Source organism: Patulibacter americanus DSM 16676, assembly GCF_000420025.1.
In the GTDB taxonomy this organism is placed as follows: Bacteria; Actinomycetota; Thermoleophilia; order Solirubrobacterales; family Solirubrobacteraceae; genus Patulibacter; species Patulibacter americanus.
Window position 1 is genome coordinate 581906 of record NZ_ATUD01000001.1, and the last position, 18659, is coordinate 600564.

The following is an 18659-nucleotide window of genomic DNA, read 5'->3' on the forward strand; positions in this document are numbered from 1 at the left end:
GCGACATCCTGCCCGCTCCGACGCGCGGCCGGGTCGGACTCGGACCAAGGTCCCGTTGCGGCTGGGACCGCGTCGGGCGCAGTCTGCCGTCCAACACCGCACCCCCCCAGTCCCAAGGAGCACCACATGCGACCCCTCACCCCCATCGCCCTCGCCGGCGCCGCCGTCCTCGCCCTCGCCCTCCCCGCCGCGGGCCAGGCCCGCCACGGCGCCGACGACGGCCCCGGCCACGAGCGCCACGCCTCCGGCGGCGTCCACCACCGCCACGACTCGAGCGACGACCGGCGCACCGCCGCCGAGCGCGCCCGCCGTCGCGAGGAGCGCCGGCGTGAGGACCGCCGCCGCCACCACGAGCGTCACGGCGCCCACCACGAGCGCGGCGACGACCACGGCCGCCACGGCTCCCGCCACGACCGGGGCGACGACCATGGCTCCCGTCACGAGCGCGGCGACGACCACGGCCGCCGGCACGGGGGCCGCGGCTCCGACGACTGAGCCCGAACGCTCGGGCGGGGCGGCCGGCACACACCCCGCCCGCTCAGCGCCCCGCGCGCGCCCCGGTCCGCGGGTCCGCACGCCCCGCCACCCGGAACGCCGGTCGCCCTCGGACGATGCGCGACCCGGGACGCCGCACCCCCTGGGACGATCCGCGACATGACCGACCCCTTCGCCCACGACCGGTTCGTGCTGCACCAGCGCATCCGGCTCGTCGTCAACCAGTACGAGTTCTCGGTCCCGGGGCCGGACGACGACGGTGAGCCCTTCTGCTTCGTCGAGCAGAAGCGGTTCAAGTTCAAGGAGGACATCCGCTTCTTCGGGGACGAGAGCAAGAGCACGGAGCTCCTGCGGATCAAGGCCCGGAAGCGGTTCGACCCCGCCGCGACGTACGACATCACCGCGGACGGCGCGGTCGTCGGCACGATCCGCAAGGCGTTCGGCGCGTCGGTGCTGCGCTCCACGTTCGTGCTGACGGACGGGCGCACGGGCGCCGAGGTCACCGCCCAGGAGCGCAGCCTCGGCGTCGCGCTCCTGCGCCGCGTGATCGGCTTCGTCCCCTTCATCGGCGGCGTCGCAGATTGGCTGCCGATCCCGTTCGACTTCGAGTTCCTCGCGGCGGACGGCCGTCGGCTCGGCGAGAACCGCCGCCGCCGCTGGAAGCTCCGCGACGTCTACGAGCTCGACTTCACCGCGGACCCCGAGCGCGAGCTCGACCGCCGGCTCGCGGTCGCCGCAGCCGTGGGCATGGACGCGCTGATGGCCCGCTAGGTCCCCCGGGCCCGCGCCGAGCCGCGCGGACCCGGACCGTCGCGACCTACGCGCTCTCGAGCACCTCGAAGGCCATGCCGGAGTCCTGCAGGCGCTTCAGGAGCGCGTCGCCCATCGCCTGGGCGGTCGTCACCTGGCCCGCCGTCTCCGGCAGGTCGTCCAGGGCGAGGCACAGGCCGGACTCGGCGAGCATCCGTGCCGTCTCGTCGTAGCCCGGGTCGCCGCCGCGGACCTCGGTGACCACGCGCTCCCCGCCGCCCTCGCCGACGAACCGCACCTTGAACCAGCTCTTCAGGCGGCGCGCCTCGGAGGGCCCGTCGCCCGCGCCCTTGGTCTTCAGGAGCAGGTCGCGCGTCGGCTTGAGCTGCGCCAGGGCGAACAGCGTCCCCACGCCGAGGGGGAGCGTGACGACCGTCTGCGCCTTCTTCGCGAAGACGTAGTGGCCGTAGGAGAAGTCGGGGCCGTAGCGCTCCAGGGCGCGGGCGGAGCGCTTCACGATCTGGGGGTCCACGGTCGGCAGCGGGATCGCGTAGCCGCCCATCGCGGACACGCGCCGGATGCCGGCCTTGACGGACCGCACCTTCCGCCCCTCGAGCCGCGGCTCCTTCGCCCGGCGGCGCTTGCCCTCGGCCGCCGTCTGCCGCGCGCGGCCGAACGCGTTGACGGCGGAGTGGAACGTGCCGCCGGAGAACTCGGCGTTGGCGCGCACGAAGCCCTCGACCTTCAGCGGCACCCCCTCCGGGAGCTGCTGCACGGTGAAGTACGCGCCGAGGTCGTGGGGGATCGAGTCGAACCCGCAGCAGTGCACCAGGCGCGCACCCGTCTCCGTCGCGCGTTCGTGGTGCAGGTTCCACATCCGGTCGACGAACTCCGGCTCGCCCGTCAGGTCGCAGTAGTCCGTCCCCGCCTCGGCGCACGCGGCGACGAGCGGCTCGCCGTGCAGCGCGTACGGGCCGACGGTCGTGACGACGACGCGCGCCGACTCCGCGACGCGCTTCAGCGACGCCGGATCGGTCATGTCGGCCTGGAGCAGCTCGAGCTGTCCGGCGTCGTCCGCGAGCCCTTGGAGCCGCTCGCGCAGCGCCTCGAGCTTCTGCGGGTTGCGGCCCGCGAGCGCCCACCGCAGGTCGCTCGGCGCGTGCTTGGCCAGGTACTCCGCGGTCAGCCCCCCGGTGAAGCCGGTGCCGCCGAAGAGGACGAGGTCGTAGGGACGAGACGCTTCCATCGGCGCAGTCTCGCACCCGACTGGCCGACCGGCCAGTCGAGAGTGGAGGAGACCGCGGCGGGCAGTGGCCAGATGAATTGATGTGGCGAACAGGCTGGGCTGCGACCATTCATCCATGAGCGACGACGACGACCGGCCCAAGAGCTTCGAAGAGACGCTGCGCAACATCGCGGCCGAGGTCACGAAGTCCGCGGAGCGCATCTCGCAGAGCGACCTCTCCGACCTCGAGCGCGTGGCGCGCGAGAACGGGATCGACCCTGCCCGTGCCCGCGTGATGGCGGACCTCGCCGGCGGCTGGCTGAAGAAGCAGCTCGACGGCAACCAGGGCTTCCCCACGGCGCGGCCCGGCAGCCCCGCGTCCTCGGCCCCCACTCCGAAGGCCCCCGATACCCCGGCCGACATCGCCGAGACGCCCCTGGCGCCCGGCGTCCCGTCGCCGGTCGACATCCCCACGGCCGCCCAGGGCCGCGCCCTCGCGGCGCTGGACTCCGGCCGCTGGACGGTCGAGCCGGGCACCGTCACGCTCGCGACGCAGACGGGCAAGGGTCCCCAGCCCGACAACGCGCAGGCCCTCGGCCTGGCGCTGCACGTGCGCGACTGGGTCGACCAGGACGGCGACCTGACCGCGGCCGGCGTGCACGCGCTCGATCGCTGGCTCGACCTCTCCTCGACGGACGAGTAGGGGAAGGGGCGCGGGCCCCGGCCCGTGCTTCTCGGGCCGGACCGCGCAGGACTGCGGCGCGGCCCGGTCCACCCGCAAAGGGGCGCGGGCCCCGGCCCGTGCTTCGCGGGCCGGGGCCTAGTCCCTCAGGCGCCGCGGGCCGGGCCGTCGGCCGACGGCTCGAGCTCGCCGACCTCGCGGTAGGACAGGTACTGGATCTCGGCCTGGCCGTCCGTGAACAGGTCGACGATCGCGAAGCCCGCGGGCGTGTCGCGGTAGCCCGGGTCCTTCGTGTCCCACCAGTTGCCGCTGACCGCGCCGCCGTTGGCGAACCGCACCGTGTTGTAGGTGATGTCGTCGCGCACGTGGTTGTGGCCGCTGAGCGCCAGCCGCACGTTGGGGTGGCGCAGCAGCAGGTCGTTGATCTCGGGCAGATCCGAGTGCACGCCCCAGCCGCCCGGGACGACGAAGTCGTCGCCCTTGCGCAGCGACGAGTCCGTGAACGGCAGGGCCGTCTGGATCGGGATGTGCGACGCCAGGACCACCGGCGTGCGGGCCGGCGTGCTCTGCAGCTCCTGCGTGAGCCACGCGGTCTGCTCGTCGCCGAGGCGGCCGACGTAGCTCGTGCCCGTCGTGAGCGTGATCGAGTCGAGCACGATGAGCTTCCAGCGGCCGAGCTGGCGCGCGTAGTACGTCTGCTCCAGGCCGAGCTCCTTCTTCGCCCAGGCCTTGCCCTGCAACGGGTCGCCCGCAGAGCCCGGACCGGTCCAGCAGTCGTGGTTGCCGATCACGTGCGCGACGGGCACGCGCACGCCACGGTAGACCTCCTGGTGGGCGGCCCACTGCGCGGCGACGGACTCGCGGCCGGCGGCCAGCGCGTCGAAGATCGTGTCGCCGCCCTGCAGGACGATGTCGGGCCGGTACCGCAGGCCCAGGCCGAGCGCACGGCGCGACTCGGTGATCGACCGGGGGCGCTCGGGCGTGATGTGCGCGTCGGTGAAGTGCAGGATGCGCACGCGACCGAACGGGCTGTGCCGGGGCAGCGTGGCACCGGCGGGCGTGGCGGCGACGGCGGCGCCGGCCGTGGCGACTCCGGCGCCGGCGAGCAGCCGGCGACGCGTCGAGGAGACGGGGGACAAGGGGGGACCTCCGGTATGGAAGCCGCGCGGGGTGCGCGGCCTGACGGACCGGCAGCACGCTAGGCGCGGCGGCCCCCCTCGGTGTTGCCAGCCGGTGACCGCGGCGGCGCGGCCGGGCGTACCCCTGCGGGCCCGGGCGCCGCGACGGCTACAGGATCAACGTGGCCAGGAGGTAGAGGCCACCCGTGATGACGCCCCCGAGGGCAAAGCCCACGAGGTACCCCGCCACGCTGACCACCGCCTTCTCCCTGACGGTCAGGTCGTCGGCGGTGCCGTCGTCCTCCGGGGGGAGCACGGCCCCGGGTTCCCTAGTCCGACGAGTCCGCGAAGTTGCCGTCGAGGATGATCACGGGGATCTCGCGGTCAGCCTTCGCCTGATACTCGTCGTACTGGGGCCAGGTCGCGACGAGCTCCTTCCAGAGGCCCGGCTTCTCGGCCGCGTCCGCCGCGCGCGCGTGCGCCTCGAACTCCTGGTCCTTCACCTGCACCATGACCTCGGGGTGGTCCAGGATGTTCAGGTACCAGTTCGGCGGGTCGCCGCCGCCGTTGGACGCCACGACCGCGAACGCCTGCTCGCCCACCCGCCGGTAGATGAGCGGCGTGGAACGCAACTCGCCGCTCTTGCGTCCCGTCGTCGTGAGGATGAGGACGGTCGTCCCCTCCCAGTCGTGGCCCTCCTCGCCCCCGGTCTCCCGGTAGCGCTTGACGTGTTCCTGACCGAAGAGCATGTCTCGACGGTACCCGGGTGAGCGCGGCGCGTCACGAGGACGGGCGGATGCGCGGGGCCTCGCCGTGAACGCGTCGCCACCGCCCGCGCGGCCGCCCGTCGTTTCAGGAGAGCGCGTCACCACGCGGAGCGGCGTCGGTTCAGCGGGCGTCGGGGGCGGTGACGCCGAAGGTCCAGGTCACGCCGAAGCGGTCGGTGAGCATCCCGAAGCCGGGCGACCACGCCGACGGCGCCAGCGCCTCGATGACGGTGGCGCCCGCGGAGAGCGCCTCCCAGGGGCCCGTGACCTCGTCGAGGGTCTCGCCGGTGACGGACACGAAGAACGGTCGGTCGGTGATGGTCATGCCGTTCTCGCGGCGGGTCGAGCCCGTCGTGGCGCCCTCCGGGATGTCCTGGCCGGGGATGTCGTAGGCCATGACGCGGAAGCCGTCGGCCGACTGGACCTGACCGAAGACGACCTTGTCGGCGCCCGGGAGCTCCTGGGGCATGCCGAAGTCGCCGTAGGTGTTGACGTGCACCTGGCCGCCGAAGACCTCGGCGTAGAAGGTGAGCGCCTCCCGGGCGGTGCCGCGGAAGTTGAGGTGCGTGGTGGTCGTGACGGGCATGTTCGGTCCTTGTTCTCGAGGGGGCGATCGACGCCGGGGCGGCGTGTTCCATCAGTCTGACGGCCGTAGAGGCCAGGTTCTGGCCTCTACTCCGCCCGGTCCCGGCCGCCGTCCGCAGCCCGGCCGGACCCGGCCCAAGCCCAGCCGGGCGCCCCCCTCCTAGGACGCACCCGCCGCTCGTTCGCAGCGCGCAGCCAAGGCGCGGAACGCGTCCGCCAGCTCCGGCGGCCCGATGACCTCGACCTCGGCGTCGAACCCGGTGATCCGGCTCGCGAGCGCGACCCACGACCACGCGCCGAGCGTCAGGCGGCAGTGGTCGTCGTCGATCGGGGCGAGCTCCGCGTCGCCGACGAACGGCTCGAGGGCCGCAGCGGCCCGGTGCACCACGACCTCACCACGGCACGGCCACTCGCCGGAGCCGTCCGTCGAGCCGCGGAAGCGGCTCGAGACGTAGGCCGCCAGATCGCCGCCCGGGACCGCGCGGGGCGTGAACCGCGGTCCCGGGTTCGAACGCGGCGCGATGCGGTCCACGCGGAAGGTCCGCCAGTCGTCACGGTCGAGGTCGAACGCGACGAGGTACCACCGCCTGCCCCACGTGACGAGGTGATGCGGCTCGACCCGCCGAGGTGGGTCCTGCGAGCCCCCGGTGTCGCCGGCCCCGTACGAGAACCGCAGCACCTGCTCGGCCCGGATCGCCTCGCCGACGGCCAGCAACGTGGCGGTGCTGACCTGCGGCCCCGGCCGCGCACCCACCGGCTCGATGACCCGGACACGGATCGCGTCGACCCGCCGACGCAGCCGCGACGGCATGACCTGCCGAACCGTCCCCAAGGCCCGCAGCGCGGCCTCTTCGACGCCGGTGCCGGCCGTCGCGGCGCTCTGCAGCGCGACGGCGACGGCGATCGCCTGATCGTCGTCGAACAACAGGGGCGGCAGCTCGCTGCCGGCGCCCAGCCGGTACCCGCCGTCGGGCCCCTTCGCCGCCGCGATCGGGTAGCCGAGCTCCCGCAACCGGTCGACGTCCCGACGGACCGTCCGCGGGCTCACCTCCAACCGGTCGGCGAGCACCGCGCCGGGCCAGTCCCGCCGGGACTGCAGCAACGAGAGCAGCGAGAGCAGCCTGGCTGAGGTCGACGCCATCCGGGGAGCATGGCGCGAGAGGCGGACAAGATCTGACCTCTACGGGCGTGATGCCGCTCCTGCGGCCGCCCCGGCCACGCCACCTCGCCTCAGCCCGCCGCGGCCGCCTGCAGCTCCGCGATGTCGAGCTTGCGCATGCCCAGCATGGCCTGCATCGCCCGCTGCGCCCGCGCCGGGTCGGGGTCGCCCAGGATCCCGCCCATGCCGTTGGGGACGACCTGCCACGAGACGCCGAAGCGGTCCTTGAGCCAGCCGCACTGCCCCTCGGAGCCGCCGTCCGTGAGGGCGTCCCAGTAGTGGTCGACCTCGTCCTGGTCCCGGCAGCCGATGACGAACGACGTCGCCTCCGTGAACGCGAAGTCGGGCCCGCCGTTCAGCGCGCTGAAGCGCGTGTCGCCGAGCTCGAAGCCGACCACCATCGCCAGACCCTCCGGCTGCGGGCTGCCGGGTCCGTAGCGCTGGACGTGCGTGATCCGCGACCCCGGGAAGACGGAGACGTAGAACTCCGCGGCCTCCTCGGCCTGCGTGTCGAACCAGAGGCTCGTGGTGATCATGGGGGCGGTGACGTCGGGCATGCGGGGTCCTCGTTCGGGGCGGGGTCGTGCTGGTGTCCGAGGGAAGGACCGCGGCCGGGCACGAAACTCATCGCCCGGGAGCGCGGTACCGGCGGGGAGCGTGGTCGCTTCCCGGTCGATGCCCACCGCTGTGGCCCGGGCGATCACGATCAAGGACCACCGGTTCCGATCACGTTCGCGCATACTGGGTCGTCCCGGCGAACCCTCGTCCGTCGGGTCCGCTCCACCCGTCCAACCGCCCCGGGACGCCGCCCAGTGACAATCGACGTAGCCATGCCCGAGACCCCCTCCACGCTCGACCGCGACACCGCCCTCCTCGAGCGCCTCCTGGGCGACGTCCTCGTCGAGCAGGAGGGCCCCGCGTTCCGCGACCGCGTCTTCTGGCTCCGCGAGCGCGCCGCCGCCCTGCGCGCCGACCCCTCCGCGCCCGACGGCGAGGAGCTGGTGCAGGCCGTCCGCCGGCTGTCCTCCTCCGACCTCGGCCCCGTCGTCCGCGCCTGCTCCGTGCAGCTGCAGCTGTCGAACATCGCGGAGGAGCTCGAGCGGCTGCGCCGCCGCCGTGCGCACGACGCCGACGATCAGGGCCCGCAGCGCGAATCCCTCGCCGCCGCGGCCGCCGCGACGGCCGGGATCCCGCAGAGCCGCCGCGCCCAGGCGCTGGCCGACCTCGACGTCGGCCTGGTGATGACGGCGCACCCCACCGAGGCCACGCGCCGCTCGATCTTCGACCACCAGCAGCGCGTGTGGGCGCTCATGGAGCACCTCGACGACCCGCGCGTCGGCCCGACCCGGCGCCGCGCGCTCGAGGCCGAGCTGCGCGAGGTCCTGACGGTCTGGTGGCAGACCGACGACGTCCGCGCCCGCCGCCCGCGCCCGGACGACGAGGTCCGCCGCACGCTCCTGCACGTGGAATCGGTGCTCTACGACGCGGTCCCGGACTTCCTGACGGAGCTCGAGACCACGCTGGGCGTGACGCTCGACGGCGGGGCTGTGGTGCCGCCCGGCGCCCCCGATCCGGCCTCCGTCCCCGCCCCCGGGCGCCAGGACCCGACCGCTGGCGGCGCCGCGGGCGCCGGCCGCGAGGGCCGTGCCACCGCCGCGCACGCCGGCCGCGGTGGCCGGGCGGGCCGCGTCGGCCGCGCGCCCATCGGCTTCGGCTCGTGGGCGGGCGGCGACATGGACGGCAACCCCAACGTCGGCCCGGACACGATCGCCGAGACGCTCAACCGCCACCGCCGCACGGCCCTGCGGCTGCTGGGCGAGCGGGTCGACGCCCTGGCCGTCTTCTTCTCCCAGGCGGACGACCGCGTCTTCGTCACCCAGGAGCTGCGGGCCTCGATCGAGCGCGACGAGCGCCAGCTGCCCCGCGTGACGTTCCCGGGCGCGAGCGCGAACGAGCCGTTCCGCCGCAAGCTCACGTTCGTCGCCGCCCGCCTGGACCGCGCCGCGCAGGGCGGCGAGGGCGGCTACGCGGGGGTCGACGAGCTGATCGCCGACCTCGAGCTGCTGCGCGCGTCGTGCAGCTCGTCCCGCGTCGCGCACGGCCGGATCTCGCGCCTGCTCGCCCAGGCGCGGACCTTCGGGTTCATCGTCGCCGCGCTCGACGTCCGCCAGTCCGCGGGCCCGCTGCAGCACGCGACCGCGCACCTCATCGAGGGCTACGCCGACGCGGACGAGCGCGGCCGGCAGGAGCTGCTGGTCGCCGCGCTGAACGGTCCCCCCTCCTACGTGCCGGAGCCGGAGGACGACGAGGCCCGCGGCACGATCGCGGGGATCGCCGCCGTCGGCCGCGCCGTCGCCGACCACGGCCCCGAGGCCATCGGCCGGCTGATCATCGCCATGGCGCGCCAGCCCTCCGACGTCCTGTGCACGCAGTTCCTCCTGCGCCACACCGCCCCGGACGAGCACGGCGCGACCACGAGCGGCGTCGCCCCGGCCGTCCCGATCGTCCCGCTCTTCGAGACGGTCGACGACCTCGAGGGCGCCGAGGGAACGATGGGCGACCTCTACGCGACCGCGCCCTACGCGGCGCACCTCGAGCGGTGCGGCGGGTCGCAGGAGATCATGCTCGGGTACTCCGACTCCGCGAAGGACGGCGGGTTCATCGCCTCCCAGTGGGGGCTCTACGGCGCGCAGGAGCGGCTCGTCGCCCAGGCCGACGCGCAGGGCATCTCGGTGCGGTTCTTCCACGGCCGGGGCGGCTCGACCTCGCGCGGCGGCGGCCCGCACCACCGGGCGATCCTGTCCCAGCCGCCCGGCTCCGTCCGCGGCCGTATCGCGATCACGGAGCAGGGCGAGACGCTCTCGCAGCGCTACCCGCACCCCGAGCTGGCGGTGCGCTCGCTCGAGCAGACGGTCTCCGCCGTCGTGCTCGCCACGCTGACCCCGGCCGACGGCCCGCCGGACCGCTACCGCTCGGCGCTGGACGACCTGACGCGGATCTCGCGCGAGACGTACCGCGCCCTGGTCTTCGAGGACGAGCGGTTCCCGCGCCTGTTGCACCAGGCCTCGCCGCTGGCGGAGCTCTCGGCGATGAACATCGGGTCGCGCCCGGCCAAGCGCGGCGGCACGACCGGCGTCGACGGTCTGCGCGCGATCCCGTGGGTGTTCTCCTGGATGCAGAACCGCCTGCTGCTGCCCGCCTGGTACGGCACGGGGACCGCCCTGGAGCAGGGCGACCGCGACCTGCAGCGCGAGATGGTGGAGAAGTGGCCGTTCTTCCGCACCATCGTCTCCATGCTCGAGATGTCGCTGTTCAAGAGCGACCTCGGCGTGGCCGAGCGCTACCTCGAGCTCGTCGACGAGGACGTCCGCCCCCTGTGGGAACCGATCCGCGCCGAGCACGAGCGGGTCCAGTCCGTCGTCCTCGAGATCCGCGGCACCCCGGAGCTGCTCGACCGCACCCCGGCCCTGCAGCGCCGCCTCGCCCACCGCAACCCCTGGATCGACCCCCTCTCCCACATTCAGGTCGCGCTCCTGCGCCGGAGCCGCGAGGGCGACGAGAACGCCCAGGGGCCGCTCCTGTCGACGATCGGCGGGATCGCGGCGGGGATGCGCAATACGGGCTAGGGTCGCCGTCGATGTTCGCCGACCGCCCGCCACGGCTCATCCCCGCGCGGCCGGCCGTCGTCGCCTTCGCCGTCTGCGTCGTACTGGGGATGGTTGCGGACCTCGCGCTGGCCGCCGAGACCTTCCGGTGGGTCGGCCCGGCGGTCTACCTCGTGGCGGGTGCCGTCGTGCTCCTCGCCGACCTGCCGCCGACACGGCGACCCGGGTGGCGCCTCATCCAGGTCGCCACCGGTGGGGGATGTGTCGCGAGCGGGATATGGATCGCCCTGGGCGGTGCCTGACCGTGCGATCCGCGCAGACCTTGAGCGAGGCCGACCGACGCACCGTCGCGGCCTGGGCCGCCGACTGCGCGGAGCGGACGCTCGGGCTCTTCGAGGCCGAGGTGCCGGGGGACGACGGACCCCGCCGGGCGATCGCGCGGGCACGCGCCTTCGCCCGCGGCGAGCTCGACGTCGCGGAGGAGATCCGCAGGCGGTTCGACAGCGACGGCGCGACGCGCAGCCGGCACTCGCCCGCGGCGTTCGCTGCGGCGAAGGCGGCCGGACAGGCCGCCGCGGTGCCCCACATGGGCGCGCACGCCTTCGGGGCCGCGGCGTACGCCGCCAAGGCGGTGCGCCTTGCCGCGCCCGACCGCGAGGACGCGGTGGCCGAGGAGCTCTGCTGGCAGCTCGGCCGGATCACCCCGCCGGTGCGGGACGCGCTGCGTCAGCTCCCGCCCGTCGGCGAGCACCGCGCCGGCCCGCTCGGCCCGGGTCTGCTCGCGTCGGGGCTGCTGGGCTCCGTCATCCGCGAGCTGCAGGCCGGTCTCGCGGACGCCAACCGGCGTGGCTGACCCTCAGGCGTAGCTGCCGATCCGCTCCCCCACGTGCCGCCGGAACTCCGCGAAGGCCGGGTCCAGGCGCAGCGCGGCGTCGCGGGTGTCCGGATCGAACGGCACGGGCTCGTCGAGCACGACGCGCCCGGGCCGGGGGCTCATCACGAGGACGCGCGTGCCCAGGTAGGCGGCCTCCTCGACGCTGTGGGTCACGAAGACCACGGTCTTGCCCGAGCCGCGCCAAATCCGCAGGAGCTCGTCCTGCAGGCGCTCGCGGGTCAGGGCGTCGAGCGCGCCGAACGGCTCGTCCATCAGGAGCACGTCCGGGTCGTTCGCCAGCACGCGGGCGATCTGGGTCCGCTGCTGCATCCCGCCGGAGAGCTCGTAGGGGGCCGCGTCGCCGAAGTCGCTCAGGCCGACGAGCGCCAGGTGCCGATCGGCGATCTCGTGCCGCTCGCGCCGGCCCGCCCCGCGCAGCTGCGGCCCGAGCGCCACGTTGTCGCGCACGGACTTCCACGGGTAGAGGTTCGGCTGCTGGAAGACGACCCCGCGGTCCGGCGACGGACCGGCGATGGCGTCGCCACCGACCGTCGCGACGCCCGACGACGGCTGGAGGAACCCCGCGAGGATCTGCAGCACCGTCGTCTTGCCGCACCCCGACGGGCCGACCACCGACACGAACTCCCCCGGCTCGATCGTCAGGTCGACGCCGGTGAGCGCGTCGACGTCGGCGCCGCGCCCGCGGTACCGGTGGCCGACATCCCGGAGCTCGATGCGGTGGCCGGCCATGTCAGCGCGTGCTTCCCGCGACGGCCTGCGCCGGGGCCGCGTCCGCCGCGCCGGTGTAGGCCTCGTCCGGCTTGACCGCGGGGATCTGCCCGACGGCCTTGTTGAACGCCGCGGTGCTCAGCAGGTCCTTGCCCAGCGCCCCGCCGAGCGCGTCCGGGCCGGCCTGGGCCCCGGCGTCCAGGAACTCGAGCCCCTTGATCTGCTCGGCCACCTCGTCGGCCGACAGGTTCAGCTCCGCGCCGATCGCCTTCGTGGCCGTGGCGGGGTCGTCCTTCAGCAGCTTCACGGCGGCGTCCTGCTGCGCCACCCACGTCTGCAGCGCGTCGGGATACTGCTTCGCGAACTCGTCCGAGACCACGGCGAGGTCGTACGTGCGGTGCCCCGCGGCGGCCTGCTTCGCGCTGTCGGTGATGACCGTCCCGCCCTGCTTCACGAGCGTCGCCAGCGTCGGGTTCCAGACGTAGGCGGCGTCGATGTCGCCCCGCTCCCAGGCGGCCGCGATGTCGGCCGGCTCGGCGTCGATGATCTTCACGTCCTGCTGCGCCACGCCGGCGTCCTTCAGCGCGGCGAGCAGCGAGTAGTGGGTCGTCGACGCCAGCGGCGCGGCGATCTTCTTGCCCTTCAGGTCGGCGAGCGTGCTGATGCCGCCCTTCGCGACGAGCGCCTCGGCGCTGCCGATGACGTCGTGGATCCACGGCACGCGGTACTCGATGCCCTGCGAGATGCCGCGCGAGACGGGGCTCGAGCCGGCCAGGCCAATGTCGAGGCTGCCGCCGGCGAAGGCCTCATTCAACGATCCGCCCGAGTCGAACTGCTTCCACTCGATCTTCGTGTCCGGCAGGGCCTTCTCGAGCAGCCGTTGGTGCTTGACGACCAGGTCGCCGTTCGGGATCGCCTGGTAGCCGATGGTCAGCGACGCGGGCGCCTTCGTGCCGCCCTCGGCCGCGGCGTTCGTCGTCGACTCGGCGTCGTCGCCGCCGCACGCCGCGAGCAGGAGCGTCGCCACGAGGGCGAGGAGGAGCAGGGGGACGGTCGCCGCTGAGCGCCGTCGGACGGTGTGGGTCATGGGGTCTCCGGGGTGGTGGTGAGGAGGGGAAGAGGGGATGCGTGGCGCCGCGGGCGACGGGCCGCGGCCGGGCGACGGGCGACGCAGGACGACGGGCGGAGCGGGCGCATCAGGCGCGGCCCTTCCACGGGACGGCGCGGCGCTCGACCGCCTTCACGGCCTGGTCGAGGGCGATCGCGGTCAGCCCGATGACGAGGATGCAGAGCACCGCCACGTCGGTCTGCTGGAACTTCTTCGTCGTCCACGCGAGGCCGCCGATGCCGGGAATACCGTCGACGGTCTCGGCGGCGACGATCGTCGTCCACGCGAACCCGAGCGAGAGCCGGATGCCGGTGAACAGCTCGGGCAGGACGGAGGGCAGCGTCACGTGGCGGATGACGCCGAGCCGGCCGGCCCCGAGCGCGTGCGCGGCGTCGATCCGGTCGCGTCGGATCCCCTCCACCCCGCTCACGACGGACAGCGCGATGGGCGCGAACGCGGCGAGGAACAGCAGCCAGACCTTCGACGTGTCCTCGATGCCGAACCAGATGATGAGCAGGCTGAAGTAGGCCAGCGGCGGCAGCGCACGGATGAAGTTCACGTACGGCTCGACGATGACCCGGAACGGCCGGACGGTCGCCAGCAGCAGCCCGAGTGGGATCCCGACGACGATCGCCAACCCGACGCCGAGCCCGATCCGCCGCAGGCTCGCGCCGAGGTGCTCCCACAGGTAGTAGCCCGAGAGCCCCTTCTGGCCGTCGTGCACCGACACGGAGTCGACGAAGCGGTCCCACACCGCCGTCGGCTTGGGGACGAACAGCTCGGACCACACCTGCAGCTCGGTCACGAGCCACCAGGCGACCAGCAGCACCGCGAGGGAGAGCAGGCGGTAGCCGACCCGCCGGGCGAGCGGCGCCCAAGGGCGCGAGGGTCCCGCGCCCGCATCGGCGACCGCTGGTCGCCGGCTATTCACGGTAAAGCCGATAGGCATTGCGGCTTTATGGCCGATGCAGCCGAGACGCACCGTCCCGCCTGCCGGGCCGCCACGTTCGCCCGGCCGCCCCCGCACGCCGCCGCGCCACCTCCCCCGCCGCGCCATCCGCCGCACTACGCTGCGCCCATGGCCACGCCCGAGCTCCCCCTGAGCGTCTACCAGTTCGAGATCTACGGGAAGGGCCTCGGCGGCGAGCGGCCGCTGCTGCCGACGTCGTACGAGGGGCTGCGCGCGCGGGCCGAGGCCGAGCTCTCCGACGCCGCCTACGGCTACGTGGCCGGCGGCGCGGGCGAGGAGCGCACGATGCGCGACAACCGCGCCGCGTTCGACCGCCACCGCCTGCTGCCGCGGATGCTCGGCGAGGTCGCCCAGCGCGACCTGAAGACGACGGTCTGCAACACGACGCTGAACGCGCCGATCGTGCTCGGCCCGGTCGGCGTGCTCTCGATCGTGCACCCCGACGGCGAGCTGGCCGTCGCGCGCGCCGCCGAGGAGGTCGGCATCACGCACTGCCTGAGCAACGCGGCGTCGACGACGATGGAGGCGGTGGCCGAGGCTACGCCGACCGCGCCGCGGTGGTTCCAGCTCTACCCGCCGAACGATCCCGAGGTGCGCCGCAGCCTCGTCGCCCGGGCCGAGGCCGCCGGCAACGAGGCGATCGTCGTCACCCTCGACACGCTCACGATGCCGTGGCGCCCCCGCGACATCCAGACGGCGTACCTGCCGTTCCTGCTCGGCGAGGGCATCGCGAACTACACCGCCGACCCGGTCTTCCGCTCCAAGCTCGAGAAGACCCCGGAGGAGGACCCGCAGGCCGCGATCGGCCTGTGGGCGATGACGTTCCCGAACCCGGCGATGAGCTGGGACGACCTCGCCGCCCTGCGCTCCGAGACCACGCTGCCCCTGATCGTGAAGGGCATCCTCCACCCCGACGACGCCCGCCGCGCGATCGACCTCGGCATCGACGGCATCGTCGTCTCGAACCACGGGGGACGCCAGGTCGACGGCTCCGTCGCCGCCCTGGACCAGCTCCCCGCCGTGGTCGCCGCGGTCCCGGACGGCACGCCGGTGCTGGTCGACTCGGGCGTCCGCACGGGCTCCGACGTGCTGAAGGCCCTGGCCCTCGGCGCCCGCGCGGTGATGGTGGCGCGACCCTGGGTGTGGGGACTGGCGCTCGAGGGGCAGGCCGGGGTGACGCAGGTCGTGAAGTCGCTGCTGGCGGACTTCGACCTTTCGATGGCGATGTGCGGGGTGGCGAGCGTGGCGGACGTGAACGCGGACGTCCTGGTCCCGGCCCCGTAGGGCCGGGACGGCTCACAGGTTGATCATGTGTCCCTCGAGGCCGTGGAAGGCCTCCTGGAGCGCCTCGGAGAGCGTCGGGTGGGAGTGGACGTTGCGCGAGAGCTCGAAGGCGCCGAGGTCCCACCGCTGCGCCAACGTCCCGCACCGCAGGAGCGTCGACGACGCGGCCGCGAGCGAGCAGCTCGGCGGCATCCTCGGCGTCCCCCTGCTCGCCGGCGACGAGACGCTCGGGATCCTGCTGGCCGCCGACCGCCGACCGCGGAGCTTCCGGGTCGGCGAGGTCGAGCTCCTGGCCTCGCTCGCCGCGCACGCGGCGATCGCGATCCGCAACGCGCGCCCACAGCACCACGCGCGCACCTGCGCGGAGCTGCACGTCCATGCCAACACGCTCTACCAACGCCTCGCCGCCGGCGATGAGCCCGCCGTCCCCGGCGACGCCCCCGCCGCCCTCCGCCCGTGACCGTCCCCCGCCCCGCCGCCCCCCTGTCCGACGCCGCCCTGCCCGGGCTGCCCAACGGGGTCCTCCGTCCGACGTACGACCGCGCTGATCTCGTGCCGGGGATCGTGCACGTCGGCGTGGGCAACTTCCACCGCTCCCACCTGGCCGTCCACATCGACGACCTGCTCGCCGCCGGCCACCGAGGCTGGGCGATCTGCGGCGTCGGCCTGCGCCCGTACGACCGGCTCGTCCACGATGCGCTCGCGAGCCAGGACGGGCTGTACTCCGTGGTGACCCTGCGCCCCGACGGAGGACGCGACGTGCGCGTCGTGGGATCGATCGTCGAGCACCTCCTGGCGGAGGACGACCTCGAGGCCGTCCTGGACCGGATGGCCGCGCCGAGCACCCGCATCCTCTCGCTGACGGTCACGGAGGGCGGCTACTACCAGCGGCCGGACCGCACCGTCGACCTGGACCACCCGGAGCTGCGGGCCGACGCGGCCACGCCGGACGCCCCGCGCACGATCTTCGGCGTGCTCGTGGCGGCCCTCGCGCGCCGCCGCGAGCGCGGCCACGGCCCCGTGACCGTGATGTCGTGCGACAACCTCCCCGGCAACGGCGCGGTGACCCGCGAGGGCGTGATCGGGCTCGCCGGGCGCGTCGACCCCGCGCTGGCGGCCTGGATCGCCGAGCACGCGTCGTTCCCGTCCGCCATGGTCGACCGCATCACCCCGGCGACGACCGACGCGCTGCGCGCGTGGCTCCGCGACGACGCCGGCGTCGTAGACGCCTGGCCGGTGCCGGCCGAACCGTTCACGCAGTGGGTGCTCGAGGACGACTTCGCCGCCGGTCGGCCGCCCTTCGAGGCCTCCGGCGCCCAGCTCGTCGCCGACGTGGCCCCGTACGAGCTCCGGAAGCTGCGGCTGCTCAACGGCGGCCATCAGGCGGTCGCCCACGTCGGGCGGCTGGTCGGCCACGACGTCGTGCGCGAGGCGCTCGCCGACCCGGACGTCCGCCGCTTCGTGACGCGGTACCTGCAGGACGAGGCGCGCACCACCCTGCCGCCCGCGCCCGGCATGGACCCCGGCGCCTACGTCGACACGCTCGTCGACCGGTTCGCGAACCCGTACGTCGCCGACACCCTGTCGCGCCTGGCCACGGACGCCTCGGCGCGGCTGCCGCAGTTCGTCGTCCCCGTGGTGCGGGCGCGTCGGGCGGCGGGCGACCGGGCGCCCCTCGCCCTCGCGGTCGTCGCCGCCTGGGAGGCCGGCCTGGTGGCCGGCGGTCAGGACGGCTCGCCGCCCGAGGTCCCCGACGCCGCGATCGGCGCCGGCCCCTGGGACGCCGGGCGCGCCGCGGCGCTCGTCCGCGACGTCCTCGGCGACCTCGCCGACGACGCGGTCGTGCAGGCGGACCTCGCCTGGGCCCGCGCCGCCGTCCGCGGGGGCGCGGGCGGACTCGCGGCCGCCCCGCGCGACTGAGCGCAGGGTGACCCGGTCACAGTGCCGCGGCCCTCCGGCATCTGACCACGCGAGCCCGCCCCCGCCCATGCAGGATCCCCACGACGTTCGCCTCCGGGGATGGAGGCTTCCTCCACCCCCGGCCCGCGGCGACCCACCCCCTACCGGTTGCGCCCCAGCTGATCGTGCGCCGACACCCACTCGCCGGCCGAGATCGCCGAGCCCAGCGAGATCTCGCCGCAGAGCACCGTCGCGGCGACGATCTCGGCGAACTTGCCGACCTTGCCCGCGCCGGAGCAGCCCATCACGTCGAGGCACTCCTTCTGCGTGGGCAGGCCGGTGCCGCCCCCGTAGGTCGCAACGATCAGCGACGGGATGGTGATGGAGTAGTAGTAGTCACCGTTCTCCCGCAGCTCTGCGTAGACGAGGGCGGTCGAGGACTCCGACACGTTCGCGACGTCCTGGCCGCACGCGATGAAGATCGCCGTGATGCCGTTGGCGGAGTGCGAGCCGTTGTTGTTCGCGCCCGACATCAGGCCGCCGAACGTCGCGATCTGACGGGCGCGGTACATCCGCTCCGTGCGGGCGCGGGTCACGCGCTCCATCAGCTCGGCGGGGATCGTCGCCTCGGCCACCACGCGCTTGCCGCGGGTCTTGAGCACGTTGATCTGCGACGCCTTCTTGTCCGTCGCGAAGTTCGACTCGAGGAAGTGGTCGCGGATCTCGGGCCGCTGCTCCAGGATCCAGCGGCACGCGGCCTCGGTCGCCTTGCCCGTCAGGTTCTGGCCGGCGGCGTCGCCCGTCGTGTAGTCGAAGCGGCAGAAGAGGATCGGGCCCGCCTGGTACTGCTCGATCTCGATCAGCTTGCCGCTGCGCGTGGTCGACTCGGCGACGTCGCGGATCTCGTCGTGGTGCTCGCGGATCCACGCGCCGAGCTCGCGGGCGCCGCGGGCGTCGTCGAAGACGAAGGACGGGGCACGCTGCATCCGGTCGTCCGTGATCGTCGTGGTGACGCCGCCGGCCTCGTGGAGGATCCGCATGCCGCGCGAGTAGCTCGCGACGAGCGTGCCCTCCGTCGTCGCCATCGGCACGTAGAAGTCGCCCTGGGCGTGCTCGCCGTTGACCTTCAGCGGCCCGGCCAGCCCGATCGGCACCTGCGCCACCCCGATCGGCGACTCGACGTTGCCGGGCAGCACCGACGGGTCGATCGACCCCGATGCGACGTGCTCCAGCGACGACTCCGTGTGCTCGCGGAGGAACGCCAGGCGGGCGTCGACGGCGGCGGGGCCGTAGTCGTTCTCGCGGTCGCGGGGGACGGGGACGCGGTCTTCGCTCACGGGGTGCAGCTCCTGTCTCGGGCGCCTCGGGCGGGCGCGTCGGCGCTCGTAACATGTCACATATGGCGCACA

At 74.2% G+C, this 18659-nt stretch carries 20 protein-coding genes and 1 pseudogene; 9 read left to right on the top strand and 12 right to left on the bottom strand.

Annotated elements, in window-relative coordinates:
- The first annotated feature begins 126 nt into the window (after window positions 1-126).
- On the top strand, window positions 127-495 hold the full coding sequence (locus tag F593_RS0102865; protein ID WP_022927255.1) for a hypothetical protein: 369 nt from the start codon (window positions 127-129) through the stop codon (window positions 493-495).
- A 159-nt stretch (window positions 496-654) separates the two neighbouring features.
- The gene (locus tag F593_RS0102870; RefSeq protein WP_022927256.1) at window positions 655-1266 is read left to right on the top strand and encodes an LURP-one-related family protein; all 612 of its coding nucleotides are present in this window, start codon (window positions 655-657) and stop codon (window positions 1264-1266) included.
- 46 nt (window positions 1267-1312) lie between these two features.
- On the opposite strand, the gene F593_RS0102875 is transcribed toward F593_RS0102870, so the two are convergent.
- The gene (locus F593_RS0102875; protein WP_022927257.1) at window positions 1313-2491 is read right to left on the bottom strand and encodes a saccharopine dehydrogenase family protein; all 1179 of its coding nucleotides are present in this window, start codon (window positions 2489-2491) and stop codon (window positions 1313-1315) included.
- 115 nt (window positions 2492-2606) lie between these two features.
- Here F593_RS0102875 and F593_RS0102880 point away from each other — a divergent pair, with 115 nt between their 5' ends.
- The gene (locus F593_RS0102880) at window positions 2607-3173 is read left to right on the top strand and encodes a hypothetical protein (RefSeq protein ID WP_022927258.1); all 567 of its coding nucleotides are present in this window, start codon (window positions 2607-2609) and stop codon (window positions 3171-3173) included.
- Window positions 3174-3298: 125 nt separating this feature from the next.
- On the opposite strand, the gene F593_RS21985 is transcribed toward F593_RS0102880, so the two are convergent.
- From F593_RS21985 to F593_RS0102910, 6 genes are all read right to left on the bottom strand, one after another.
- The gene (locus F593_RS21985; protein WP_022927259.1) at window positions 3299-4291 is read right to left on the bottom strand and encodes a metallophosphoesterase family protein; all 993 of its coding nucleotides are present in this window, start codon (window positions 4289-4291) and stop codon (window positions 3299-3301) included.
- Window positions 4292-4439: 148 nt separating this feature from the next.
- Complete coding sequence (locus F593_RS29680; protein WP_022927260.1) at window positions 4440-4586, bottom strand: hypothetical protein; 147 nt, start codon at window positions 4584-4586, stop codon at window positions 4440-4442.
- Window positions 4587-4599: 13 nt separating this feature from the next.
- On the bottom strand, window positions 4600-5019 hold the full coding sequence (locus tag F593_RS0102895; RefSeq protein WP_022927261.1) for a nitroreductase family deazaflavin-dependent oxidoreductase: 420 nt from the start codon (window positions 5017-5019) through the stop codon (window positions 4600-4602).
- Between the two features lie 139 nt (window positions 5020-5158).
- Window positions 5159-5623: a VOC family protein gene (locus tag F593_RS0102900; protein ID WP_022927262.1), complete on the bottom strand. Its 465-nt coding sequence runs from the start codon at window positions 5621-5623 to the stop codon at window positions 5159-5161.
- A 159-nt stretch (window positions 5624-5782) separates the two neighbouring features.
- Complete coding sequence (locus tag F593_RS0102905) at window positions 5783-6763, bottom strand: helix-turn-helix transcriptional regulator (RefSeq protein WP_022927263.1); 981 nt, start codon at window positions 6761-6763, stop codon at window positions 5783-5785.
- A gap of 89 nt (window positions 6764-6852) precedes the next feature.
- Window positions 6853-7338: a VOC family protein gene (locus tag F593_RS0102910; RefSeq protein ID WP_022927264.1), complete on the bottom strand. Its 486-nt coding sequence runs from the start codon at window positions 7336-7338 to the stop codon at window positions 6853-6855.
- 273 nt (window positions 7339-7611) lie between these two features.
- On the opposite strand from F593_RS0102910, the gene F593_RS21990 reads away from it, so the two are divergent.
- Genes F593_RS21990 through F593_RS0102925 form a run of 3 tightly spaced genes read left to right on the top strand, consistent with a single transcriptional unit; the run spans window position 7612 to window position 11239 of the window.
- Window positions 7612-10407, top strand: coding sequence for a phosphoenolpyruvate carboxylase (locus F593_RS21990; protein WP_022927265.1), 2796 nt, complete (start codon window positions 7612-7614; stop codon window positions 10405-10407).
- Between the two features lie 11 nt (window positions 10408-10418).
- Window positions 10419-10688, top strand: a complete 270-nt coding sequence (locus F593_RS0102920) for a hypothetical protein (RefSeq protein ID WP_022927266.1) — start codon at window positions 10419-10421, stop codon at window positions 10686-10688.
- A 2-nt stretch (window positions 10689-10690) separates the two neighbouring features.
- Window positions 10691-11239, top strand: coding sequence for a putative immunity protein (locus tag F593_RS0102925; RefSeq protein WP_028721369.1), 549 nt, complete (start codon window positions 10691-10693; stop codon window positions 11237-11239).
- 3 nt (window positions 11240-11242) lie between these two features.
- Here the strand turns inward: F593_RS0102925 and F593_RS21995 are convergent, their stop codons facing one another.
- The 3 genes from F593_RS21995 to F593_RS0102940 all read right to left on the bottom strand — a co-directional run bounded on the left by F593_RS21995 (window position 11243) and on the right by F593_RS0102940 (window position 14046).
- On the bottom strand, window positions 11243-12010 hold the full coding sequence (locus F593_RS21995; RefSeq protein ID WP_022927268.1) for an ABC transporter ATP-binding protein: 768 nt from the start codon (window positions 12008-12010) through the stop codon (window positions 11243-11245).
- A 1-nt stretch (window position 12011) separates the two neighbouring features.
- Window positions 12012-13076, bottom strand: coding sequence for a taurine ABC transporter substrate-binding protein (locus F593_RS22000; protein WP_022927269.1), 1065 nt, complete (start codon window positions 13074-13076; stop codon window positions 12012-12014).
- 109 nt (window positions 13077-13185) lie between these two features.
- On the bottom strand, window positions 13186-14046 hold the full coding sequence (locus tag F593_RS0102940) for an ABC transporter permease (RefSeq protein WP_028721370.1): 861 nt from the start codon (window positions 14044-14046) through the stop codon (window positions 13186-13188).
- A 129-nt stretch (window positions 14047-14175) separates the two neighbouring features.
- Here F593_RS0102940 and F593_RS0102945 point away from each other — a divergent pair, with 129 nt between their 5' ends.
- A complete protein-coding gene (locus F593_RS0102945; RefSeq protein WP_022927271.1) occupies window positions 14176-15351 on the top strand; it encodes an alpha-hydroxy-acid oxidizing protein in 1176 nt (391 codons plus the stop codon).
- 12 nt (window positions 15352-15363) lie between these two features.
- Here F593_RS0102945 and F593_RS31175 read toward each other — a convergent pair.
- Window positions 15364-15489 (bottom strand): annotated as a pseudogene (locus F593_RS31175) (hypothetical protein); the annotation flags it as partial.
- Between F593_RS31175 and F593_RS0102950 the strand changes: the two are divergent.
- Entirely contained in the window at window positions 15443-15811 is a 369-nt protein-coding gene (locus tag F593_RS0102950; RefSeq protein WP_022927272.1) for a GAF domain-containing protein, read from the top strand. The pseudogene F593_RS31175 and the gene F593_RS0102950 overlap by 47 nt on opposite strands.
- Window positions 15808-17271, top strand: a complete 1464-nt coding sequence (locus F593_RS22005; RefSeq protein WP_022927273.1) for a mannitol dehydrogenase family protein — start codon at window positions 15808-15810, stop codon at window positions 17269-17271. The genes F593_RS0102950 and F593_RS22005 overlap by 4 nt, the downstream gene beginning before the upstream one ends.
- Window positions 17272-17411: 140 nt before the next feature.
- Here the strand turns inward: F593_RS22005 and F593_RS0102960 are convergent, their stop codons facing one another.
- Window positions 17412-18587, bottom strand: a complete 1176-nt coding sequence (locus tag F593_RS0102960; protein WP_022927274.1) for a hydroxymethylglutaryl-CoA reductase — start codon at window positions 18585-18587, stop codon at window positions 17412-17414.
- Window positions 18588-18659 lie beyond the last annotated feature (72 nt).

What these genes read in the sequence shown, in the direction of transcription:
- F593_RS0102865 (WP_022927255.1), top strand. Translation starts at nt 127, where the DNA reads ATGCGACCCCTCACCCCCATCGCCCTCGCCGGCGCCGCCGTCCTCGCC.
- F593_RS0102870 (WP_022927256.1), top strand. Translation starts at nt 655, where the DNA reads ATGACCGACCCCTTCGCCCACGACCGGTTCGTGCTGCACCAGCGCATC.
- F593_RS0102910 (WP_022927264.1), bottom strand. Translation starts at nt 7,338, where the DNA reads ATGCCCGACGTCACCGCCCCCATGATCACCACGAGCCTCTGGTTCGAC.
- F593_RS0102895 (WP_022927261.1), bottom strand. Translation starts at nt 5,019, where the DNA reads ATGCTCTTCGGTCAGGAACACGTCAAGCGCTACCGGGAGACCGGGGGC.
- F593_RS22000 (WP_022927269.1), bottom strand. Translation starts at nt 13,076, where the DNA reads ATGACCCACACCGTCCGACGGCGCTCAGCGGCGACCGTCCCCCTGCTC.
- F593_RS0102875 (WP_022927257.1), bottom strand. Translation starts at nt 2,491, where the DNA reads ATGGAAGCGTCTCGTCCCTACGACCTCGTCCTCTTCGGCGGCACCGGC.
- F593_RS21990 (WP_022927265.1), top strand. Translation starts at nt 7,612, where the DNA reads ATGCCCGAGACCCCCTCCACGCTCGACCGCGACACCGCCCTCCTCGAG.
- F593_RS0102905 (WP_022927263.1), bottom strand. Translation starts at nt 6,763, where the DNA reads ATGGCGTCGACCTCAGCCAGGCTGCTCTCGCTGCTCTCGTTGCTGCAG.
- F593_RS0102900 (WP_022927262.1), bottom strand. Translation starts at nt 5,623, where the DNA reads ATGCCCGTCACGACCACCACGCACCTCAACTTCCGCGGCACCGCCCGG.
- F593_RS21995 (WP_022927268.1), bottom strand. Translation starts at nt 12,010, where the DNA reads ATGGCCGGCCACCGCATCGAGCTCCGGGATGTCGGCCACCGGTACCGC.
- F593_RS0102880 (WP_022927258.1), top strand. Translation starts at nt 2,607, where the DNA reads ATGAGCGACGACGACGACCGGCCCAAGAGCTTCGAAGAGACGCTGCGC.
- F593_RS0102940 (WP_028721370.1), bottom strand. Translation starts at nt 14,046, where the DNA reads ATGCCTATCGGCTTTACCGTGAATAGCCGGCGACCAGCGGTCGCCGAT.
- F593_RS0102945 (WP_022927271.1), top strand. Translation starts at nt 14,176, where the DNA reads ATGGCCACGCCCGAGCTCCCCCTGAGCGTCTACCAGTTCGAGATCTAC.
- F593_RS0102920 (WP_022927266.1), top strand. Translation starts at nt 10,419, where the DNA reads ATGTTCGCCGACCGCCCGCCACGGCTCATCCCCGCGCGGCCGGCCGTC.